This window comes from Bartonella sp. AA126HLJHH, from assembly GCF_042197425.1.
In the GTDB taxonomy this organism is placed as follows: Bacteria; Pseudomonadota; Alphaproteobacteria; order Rhizobiales; family Rhizobiaceae; genus Bartonella.
Genome location: NZ_JBHIRU010000034.1, coordinates 1 through 7,849, shown reverse-complemented (window position 1 = coordinate 7,849; position 7,849 = coordinate 1). Strand labels below are relative to the sequence as shown.

9 protein-coding genes and 3 pseudogenes are annotated in these 7,849 nt (G+C 37.3%); 5 read left to right on the top strand and 7 right to left on the bottom strand.

Annotation, left to right across the window (positions count from 1 at the left end; translation table 11 throughout):
• Positions 1 to 131 precede the first annotated feature (131 nt).
• The 6 genes and pseudogenes from ACFIQC_RS08880 to ACFIQC_RS08855 all read right to left on the bottom strand — a co-directional run bounded on the left by ACFIQC_RS08880 (position 132) and on the right by ACFIQC_RS08855 (position 4,152).
• Positions 132 to 755 (bottom strand): lambda exonuclease family protein, encoded by a 624-nt coding sequence (locus ACFIQC_RS08880; protein WP_375707058.1) that lies wholly within the window; start codon positions 753 to 755, stop codon positions 132 to 134.
• Between the two features lies 1 nt (position 756).
• Positions 757 to 1,554: pseudogene (locus tag ACFIQC_RS08875) on the bottom strand (ERF family protein).
• Positions 1,555 to 1,693: 139 nt separating this feature from the next.
• Positions 1,694 to 2,452: an antA/AntB antirepressor family protein gene (locus ACFIQC_RS08870; protein WP_375707057.1), complete on the bottom strand. Its 759-nt coding sequence runs from the start codon at positions 2,450 to 2,452 to the stop codon at positions 1,694 to 1,696.
• Positions 2,453 to 2,489: 37 nt separating this feature from the next.
• On the bottom strand, positions 2,490 to 2,852 hold the full coding sequence (locus ACFIQC_RS08865) for an antA/AntB antirepressor family protein (protein WP_375678012.1): 363 nt from the start codon (positions 2,850 to 2,852) through the stop codon (positions 2,490 to 2,492).
• A 66-nt stretch (positions 2,853 to 2,918) separates the two neighbouring features.
• On the bottom strand, positions 2,919 to 3,293 hold the full coding sequence (locus ACFIQC_RS08860) for a hypothetical protein (RefSeq protein ID WP_375621129.1): 375 nt from the start codon (positions 3,291 to 3,293) through the stop codon (positions 2,919 to 2,921).
• 241 nt (positions 3,294 to 3,534) lie between these two features.
• Positions 3,535 to 4,152 carry a helix-turn-helix transcriptional regulator gene (locus ACFIQC_RS08855; RefSeq protein ID WP_375646263.1) on the bottom strand — a complete coding sequence of 206 codons (618 nt, stop codon included), beginning with the start codon at positions 4,150 to 4,152 and terminating at the stop codon, positions 3,535 to 3,537.
• 83 nt (positions 4,153 to 4,235) lie between these two features.
• Here ACFIQC_RS08855 and ACFIQC_RS08850 point away from each other — a divergent pair, with 83 nt between their 5' ends.
• A complete protein-coding gene (locus ACFIQC_RS08850) occupies positions 4,236 to 4,595 on the top strand; it encodes a hypothetical protein (RefSeq protein WP_375621131.1) in 360 nt (119 codons plus the stop codon).
• Between the two features lie 72 nt (positions 4,596 to 4,667).
• Complete coding sequence (locus ACFIQC_RS08845; protein ID WP_375621132.1) at positions 4,668 to 5,060, top strand: hypothetical protein; 393 nt, start codon at positions 4,668 to 4,670, stop codon at positions 5,058 to 5,060.
• 8 nt (positions 5,061 to 5,068) lie between these two features.
• On the opposite strand, the gene ACFIQC_RS08840 is transcribed toward ACFIQC_RS08845, so the two are convergent.
• Entirely contained in the window at positions 5,069 to 5,935 is an 867-nt protein-coding gene (locus tag ACFIQC_RS08840) for a hypothetical protein (RefSeq protein WP_375646239.1), read from the bottom strand.
• Between the two features lie 38 nt (positions 5,936 to 5,973).
• On the opposite strand from ACFIQC_RS08840, the pseudogene ACFIQC_RS08835 reads away from it, so the two are divergent.
• From ACFIQC_RS08835 to ACFIQC_RS08825, 3 genes and pseudogenes are all read left to right on the top strand, one after another.
• A pseudogene (locus ACFIQC_RS08835) lies at positions 5,974 to 6,453 on the top strand (crossover junction endodeoxyribonuclease RuvC).
• A complete protein-coding gene (locus ACFIQC_RS08830; RefSeq protein ID WP_375612043.1) occupies positions 6,443 to 6,778 on the top strand; it encodes a DUF1376 domain-containing protein in 336 nt (111 codons plus the stop codon). Before ACFIQC_RS08835 ends, ACFIQC_RS08830 begins: the two are co-directional and overlap by 11 nt.
• Positions 6,768 to 7,849 (top strand): annotated as a pseudogene (locus ACFIQC_RS08825) (DUF1376 domain-containing protein); the annotation flags it as partial. The gene ACFIQC_RS08830 and the pseudogene ACFIQC_RS08825, both read left to right, overlap by 11 nt.

Below are 7,849 nucleotides of genomic sequence, written 5' to 3'. Positions count from 1 at the left end.
GGTAAAAAAACAAAATTCCTCATCTTTAGCAGGCTGTATGATAATATGTTTTGTGTTACACACGTTTAATTTCCTTAGTAAATGGGTGGGGATGCTCGTAGATATGCGGGGAACAAAACACCCCCATAAGGTTAAGCAGCTTTTGTTGAGAGTTGCTGTATCTCTCGTTCTATCTCTGCTAAAAAGGTTTCAACAACTTGATTGATCTGTTCAATTTGTTGATCATCACGGAGAACACGCTTGACTTTCATGCGCAAGTGAAAGAATTCCCCCGTAAAACGTGGGTCATAGCTTACGAAATCACACCACTTTCGTCCAGTGCATGCCATTTGGAATTGCATCTGTGCGATATATTCAGGCTTGATTTCGTCATAAATAAAAAAACGAAGATGAGTTGTTGATTGTGGACATTTGACTTCGATTAAACCGTCCTCTCCAATGAACCTATCAGGACTTGCACCAGCCATTTTCATTTTTGGGTGTGGGATAAACCCGCATCTTGTGACTTCTGCGTCATAAATGAATTCATATTCTCTTAAGGCATTCTCTTCATGTTCAATGCCCCATTGCATAGCAGGTGTTGTATAAGATTGGCTTATTTCCCCTATTAAGCGTTCTGTCATGAGTTTCGTTTTGTAATCTTCATATTTGCTTGTAGGCAAACCTTTTGCTGTCTTACTGAGTACGTTGTAAACGTTTGAAGCAGTGACTTTACCCAAGCGCGCTTGAAACCATTCTGCTGTTCTTTGTTCCATCTCACACCGCCGTTCCCTGTTCGTGTGGCGTTTCTATATCGGCATCTTGTATAGTAGAATCTGTTTCTGCCTTTTGCCTGTTTTGTTTATCTTTCAAAAGATGTAATACCGTTTGTGCTTGTCCTTCAGACATATCGTCAAGCTTTTTGACGTTGACATAAGCAAGTATTTTTTCTTCTTCTGTTTGGGTTTGTACGACAAGTCTTCTGATTTCATTGATCTGTTGTGGAAAAGCCTTTTTAATAGGCGGGTTTCCATCTGTATCGTCTTCTTTGCTTGAGACATTAAGAAGCATACCTAAGAGATATCTGCGTGCGTAGGTGATAGTGGAGCCAACCGGCTTGTATGTTGTTTTTGCTCCCTGTAGCGTCAAAGGGAAATGTTCCTTGTGTTGATATTTCATTGCCAGATACATGCTTTAAAGTCATTTCCACGGTTATGCCGTTTGAACTCTGTTCTTTGATACGAGAGAACAAAGCAAAATGATGTCTTGAAAGGGTATTCTTTACAGCATCAATTACTGATCAAGCTTAGCATATTGGCTATTTGTATGGGTGTTTGTAGCGTTTTTTGGTATTTTTTGATATTCCATTTGCATAGCGGAAAGATCACGGACAAAATTTTGGCGCTCTTGTCGTTTTATCTCTTGTTCTCGCAATTCAAGAAGACGCTTGAGACGATCCAGATCGACATCACTTTCTAAAGCTCTTTCTAAAATAAGCTCCATAGCTGTAGGTTTGATTTCACAATCGTTCGTTTTTTCCACTAATTCCGTTTGTGTGGTACTTAGTTCACTCATCTTGATTTCCTCCATTGGAGCGCAATTCACCCGTGGCGTGAATCACGCTTGTGTTTAAAAGTTGTTTGTGTGGTTAGAAACGGTTTATAGAGAGACTATAAGATTAGTCGTTCGTATTTCTTTTCCATAATTGTTGCTTTTAATGCATGCTTTGTCTTTTAAGCTCTTGAGACAGCACACCAATTCCTTTTGCTGTGACTTTTGCGCAAGGAATGACCTTTTCTATTCCATTTGCGGTTTGAAGTGTGATAGTTGGACAATCCATAAGTTTCTTTTGGATTTTGTCTTGATAAGGAAGCAAATTTCCACCTGCTGCTCGTCTGTAAACCCAACCTTTTTTCTGTAAGAAGAGAATGAACTGTTTTGGTTGCATCTCGAGTATTTTAGCGGCTTCTGTAAGACTGAAGAGTCCATTATGACGCTGTAAGCTTTCAAGAGCCATTGCCTTTGGTTTTAAATTTGCAATAATGTTATCTTTTTGTTCATTTTCATTTTTGAGATACGTTAAAACACCAAGCATAACTTGAGGACTTGAATAGTCGATTTGTGGTGTTACTACTTGCTTTACACGCTTTTCACATTCGATAAAGTATAAACGGGCTTCTCTCCCTTTCTGATTGTTCTCAAGCATAGAAAGTTCTTTGGCTCTATCGAGTGTGAGATAGTAGTTAATCGCGATAACAGCCCTAGATTTTGCGCTCGCCAAATTTGGCGACCGCAAATCTTGTGTTTTTACAAAGTCTTGTCCTTCTATAAAATTGTATCTGGTAATACGGTCCTTAATCCAATTGGAAAAGTTACGTTTTGCCTCTAAGAATGCATGCAGATCACGTGCATTTACTGTCTGAACAATTTCCTTATCAATGGCTTGTTCTTTAATCTCTATGAGAGTATTCATGATGAACTCCTAAAGTTTTGCATCATCACTGTCTTAATTAACAAAAACACAAGGTTTGATATAATATTCTGCCATAGTTTCTATGACGTTCTGCTTGAGCAATTTTCCTTGCTGCGTGAATTTTGAAGTAATGATTATCAGTTTTATCTGTTTCTATTTCAGATTTTGGACAAATCTTCTGTCTGTTCCATTCTTGTTTTGTAAAAACAAAATCCATGCCTTCTTTTAGATCAAGCTTTTCAACACAATCATTAAACCAAGTGGAAAAATCTTGTTTCAAATGTAAGTACCTATGCATTACATGGGCATTGACCATTTGGACATAACCGATTTTGTTGTCTACCTCGTTTTCAGGCGTGAGATATCCTTCACTATGAATATGAGTATCATGTGTGGTCATAAGTTTACTCTAATCAATTATTGATGGGAAAAGGGGAGGCGCTTTTAAAAGCGCTTTTTAGAATTTTTAAAGCACATCACAAGGACGCAAACGGTGTTGTTGTTCGTAAGTACCGTAAATCTCATCATTATATTTTTCGTCTGCGATCTCGTCTAAAAGTTCTTGGTAAGCATCACTTTCGAGTACAAAGTCATGAACTTTACTCTCCTCGTGGAGATGTTCGATATTTTCTTTTACATATGCTTCTGCAATTTCTTCAGAGATATCTTCACAATTATTCTCAGAAGGATTGATGCGAAAGATTTGGATTGCATCATCTGCCTCGTCAATAATTTTTAGAACTTGGCTTTCATCCAGTGGTCCCGACCGACCAATGTTTTGATCATCATCATAGACAACTAATAAGATTTCATCAGAATTTATAAGAATTGGCTTATCCATAATTTTTCCTCCCTAACGCCTCTTGGCGATTGTTTGTGCGTGGTTTATGGAATATATTAGTACATTATGCACTAAAGGTAGTTAAGTACATAATGTACTATTTTTTCAAAAAAATAAAAAATGACGAATCATCGACTAATTTAAGAATCAATAAGCATGCAGTTTATTGTAGAATCAATAATCTGCTATGACTTGCTGATGGCATCTAATTGATAACTTAAATAGAGAATCTTAATTGTACTTACATGTCAAGAATAGTGCGTCGTACACGACCTATTATAGAAATGGCACCTTCAAGTTTTGGAGCTTTTATTGTTTTATCGTACGAAGCAGGCTGAAAAGGAGGATTATCATTTGGTCTATATCGCTTATATGTAGCTTGCCCAGTTTCATCTGCAATTACATAGCAGGCATTAGGTACAAGCTTTTTGTCTCGCATATTTACAAGTATTATGGAATCTGGAGGACTAATTTTATTCATGGATGCACCATCTACACGCAATGCAATCCATTCACCGGCAGGAAGATTAACAGCTTCTGTCATAGGATAATCTGAAAAATCCATTCTCCCATCTTGCTCGCTTAACTCTCCAGCACTAATCCATGAAATAAGAGGAATACTTATATTAAGACTAGGATTTTCTTGAGGAGATTCACCATATAAAATCCATCCCGGATCGACGTTAAATACTTGTCCATAGAGTTCGGCTTTTTGTCGAGAAACAGGACGATTTCCATTTTCATGACTAATTAGAGTATTTTGATTAAGAGCTGATATAGCGCGCGCAGCCTCGCTCGGTGTTGCATACCCAGCATTTTTACGCGCTATTTTAAGTCTATCTTTTGGCAAATAACTCATTCGTACATTATCCACTATTTTTTTCATTCATTGTGTACGATTTTATCTTGATTTAAAATTGTACGTAATGTACTATTTTGATCATGGTTAATAATTTTTATGTCAAAAATTTGATTGAGTCTTGGGGATCTATAGGTCAATTTGCGAAGGAAATCGGTTGTAGCTATGAAGCTGCACGTAAAATGCGCGATCGCAATAGTATTTCTCCAAAATATTGGAACATAATTATCCAATTGTCTGAATCCAAAGGTCCACCTTGGGTTACACTAGATTGGTTTCTTCATATGTATGAGAATAAATCTCATGGTGTTTCTCTTTTAATAACAGAACAAGGAAAAAGTACGATTTCTTTAACGGAGAAATTTACAACATCGGATGGGGCAATTCGTATGAATAATTCTACAGATAACAACAAACACCCACAGCATCATTCACACTCTTAAAGAAGAAAGATCATGAGAAACGGAATATTAAAGAAACTCTACACACAGTTTTGTAGATTAATAGGTTGTAATATGAAAATTGAGAATGGAGATAAGTTTGTGAAAGAATTTATACAAATACCGGATCGTGATTGTAGCATAGAAGATCTTATAAAACGACATAGAACTCATACAAAAGTTCTTGCAAAACAAGAAGAATGGCATAAGTCACAATTTGATAATTGGATGAGATGGCATGAAGCAACTCTTGCAGAGCGAGATAAGTCAATTGAACAACAGCAAGTAGTACTTGAAAACCTATCCTCTTTAATTAAGCAAAAAAATGAAACGCTATACAGCCAAAGGCTAAAGTTAGCTTCACAGATGAAAGTTATTGATGAATTAAACAATAAAATCATTGAGTTAATCAACAAAAAAGAAGAACCAAGATTGATCGATTTTATTTTTGCAGGAGAATGCTTTTAATTTTGGCATCAAAAAAACCACAAATGAGGATTATCAGCCAAAAAGGAATATTCAGGGCCAAATTCGTCATATGTATCTTTTGAGCGTGGATATGAGGCCCAAAAATGAACAGTGAATGTTTCCTCTGGGTTAACAATCGAAGTGTGGTCAAGTGTAAAATTTGCAATGTTGCGGGAATTAGGCTTACGGCAGCTAATTATGAAATCTAAAAAAGTGTAGCATTTAGCACGTATAATAAAAAAATTCAAAGCGAACTCTGATGAAGCATTTGATTTTATATTTTGGGGACATAACGCAATGAGTTTTGGAGTTGTTCTTTTAATGACGAGGTGTTCACCTGAAGTTTTAGATGGCCATCTAACGAAAGGGCAAGCATTTTTAACAAACTTAAAGGGACTTTTTTTCGATATGCGTATATTCCTTATCATTATATCTTCTCTAGTAAGATTTTTAATGCACAATTTCACCCTAACGCGTGAAGTGCCTTCATATTTTTGTGGGAAGAATACTGCCTTCAATTTCAAATATGGTCCCAAATCCCGTGCTTTTTTATCTTCTAATAGAATAGCTGTCTGGGTTTCTGATGCTATAGTTTGTCGTTGGAAGATTTTAAGTTGTTTTTTTAAGCTTCGTTGTTGTACAAAAAGTGTCACCATTCCAGTAACTATCGTAGCAATGATAGGAGCAATCGTAAGATTATCACTTATCCAGTGCAGCAAAAATACAGCACTATCATTTATCCGGTGCAATAAAAATACAACCTTATCAACTACCCATTCTTGCATCATAACTCCCCCCAATTTTTTAGAATCGCTGGGAGGATACTTTTTCATAAACATTTTTTCAAGACAAGCAATCACAACACGCTCTGTCATAGCACACATATAAATACGTAGAGCCTTAAGGGGGGATTATGATCACTAACGCACAAACCATTTTATGTCTTGATCTAGGGACTAAGACAGGCTGGGCGATACGTGGTGCGGATGGTCATATAACAAGCGATACAGAAGATTTTCAATCACGCCGTTTTGAAGGCGGTGGTATGCGTTATTTACGCTTTAAACGGTGGCTTACTGAACTAAAGAGATCTGTTGATGAAATTGATGCGGTGTATTTTGAAGAGGTGCGCCGGCATGTGGGTACAGATGCTTCTCATATTTATGGGGGCTTTCTAGCAACCTTAACAGCGTGATGTGAACATCATCAGATACCATATGAAGGCATTCCTGTTGGCACAATTAAGAAGGCGACGACAGGAAAAGGCAACGCCTCAAAAGAAGAAATGATTAAGGCGGTATGTGCAAAAGGACATGTACCTAAAGACGACAACGAAGCAGATGCTTTAGCAATTTTATATTTGATGAAAGAAGGGGATATACATGTCCAGTAAAATACCATGGACGAGACTGTTTGCCGATAAATGGGCGGTGGTCGTCGATTATTTACCTCCTGTAGAAGGTAATATCTATATGAGATTGCGATTTCGCATGCTTCGTACTGGTGAACCTCTTTTTTATAATATTAAAGTTTTAGCTCATTACACTGGTTATTCAGTAAAGAAATTTGAGACAGCATTGAATGTTTTGCTAGAAGAGGGATACATCATTCGTTTAGAAGATGGTCGTTTGTGGAGTTCACAAGTTGAGGAGGAACTCAATAACTTCAATGAAGATCTAAATAATAATAAAGAACAGGAGGGGAAATATGTCAACTAAGTTAACTTGGGTTCGTTGTTTTCCTTCTGATTGGGTATCTGATGCTAGTGGAATGACGTCGCATCAAATATCGACTTATATGATGTTGATATTGCTTAATGTATAAGAAGAGACAGCCAATTCTTGAGAATGCCTCTATATTAGCACGCATTTCTGGTTGTTCAGTAAAAGCTTTTAATAAAGCGCTAGATTTTTTATTGAGTGATGAGAAACTGATACGTTTAGAAGACGGTCGTTTATGGAGTTTACAGGTTGAAGAGGAACTCAACAACTCTAATGAGAATTTGAATAAGTTTTCAGAGAGAGCGCAGAAGGCAGCGAAGGCAAGATGGGATAAACATACAAATGATGCTTGTGATATTAAGCATGATGCTAACAGCATGCTTAAGGATGCTAAGCATGATGCTTGTGATGCTATAACAAACAATACAAACATATATAATAAAAAAACTAAAACTATCGTTTTAGCAAAAAAAGAAATTGGTTCTGAAAGTTTAGCAACAATCGATTTGGTTGACGAACCAACAGAGGTTGCTGCTGTTGAGACCACATCAGAGCAAATCGCAACCTCATCAGACAACCAACCTCCCATTCACGAGCAAGAGAACGTTCCCAAAAAAGCAAAACGAGCGCAAGCTAATCGCGGTTGTCGATTGCCAGAGGATTTCAAACCTAATTTGCAATACGCAATCGATCAAGGATTAACGCATGATGAGGCGCTGTTAGAAACCGAACGGTTCACAAATTACTGGATAGCAAACCCAGGTAAAAATGCAAACAAACGAGATTGGCAAAGGACTTGGTACAATTGGGTCACAAGCCCTATCGGAACGCTAGCAAAGAAAAAAGCAAGATTAGAACAGGAAAAACGGTTAGGTGGTTATCATGGAAAATTCACTCAGAAAACTTTCACAGAACAGCTTGCAGAAGGCTTCAACGAACTCAGAGATCATCTCTCATCTGGAGAAGATTATGGAAATGATCAGTCCGGGGTATCCATTGACGCTGAAAGCTGGGAATACATTGACGAAACAGGAGGAAGAGCAAACCTTAGATGCTTGCAATCGTCTA

Coding starts and splice junctions, on each gene's coding strand:
- ACFIQC_RS08880 (WP_375707058.1), bottom strand. CDS start 755: ATGGAACAAAGAACAGCAGAATGGTTTCAAGCGCGCTTGGGTAAAGTC.
- ACFIQC_RS08870 (WP_375707057.1), bottom strand. CDS start 2,452: ATGAATACTCTCATAGAGATTAAAGAACAAGCCATTGATAAGGAAATT.
- ACFIQC_RS08865 (WP_375678012.1), bottom strand. CDS start 2,852: ATGACCACACATGATACTCATATTCATAGTGAAGGATATCTCACGCCT.
- ACFIQC_RS08860 (WP_375621129.1), bottom strand. CDS start 3,293: ATGGATAAGCCAATTCTTATAAATTCTGATGAAATCTTATTAGTTGTC.
- ACFIQC_RS08855 (WP_375646263.1), bottom strand. CDS start 4,152: ATGAGTTATTTGCCAAAAGATAGACTTAAAATAGCGCGTAAAAATGCT.
- ACFIQC_RS08850 (WP_375621131.1), top strand. CDS start 4,236: ATGGTTAATAATTTTTATGTCAAAAATTTGATTGAGTCTTGGGGATCT.
- ACFIQC_RS08845 (WP_375621132.1), top strand. CDS start 4,668: ATGAAAATTGAGAATGGAGATAAGTTTGTGAAAGAATTTATACAAATA.
- ACFIQC_RS08840 (WP_375646239.1), bottom strand. CDS start 5,935: ATGACAGAGCGTGTTGTGATTGCTTGTCTTGAAAAAATGTTTATGAAA.
- ACFIQC_RS08830 (WP_375612043.1), top strand. CDS start 6,443: ATGTCCAGTAAAATACCATGGACGAGACTGTTTGCCGATAAATGGGCG.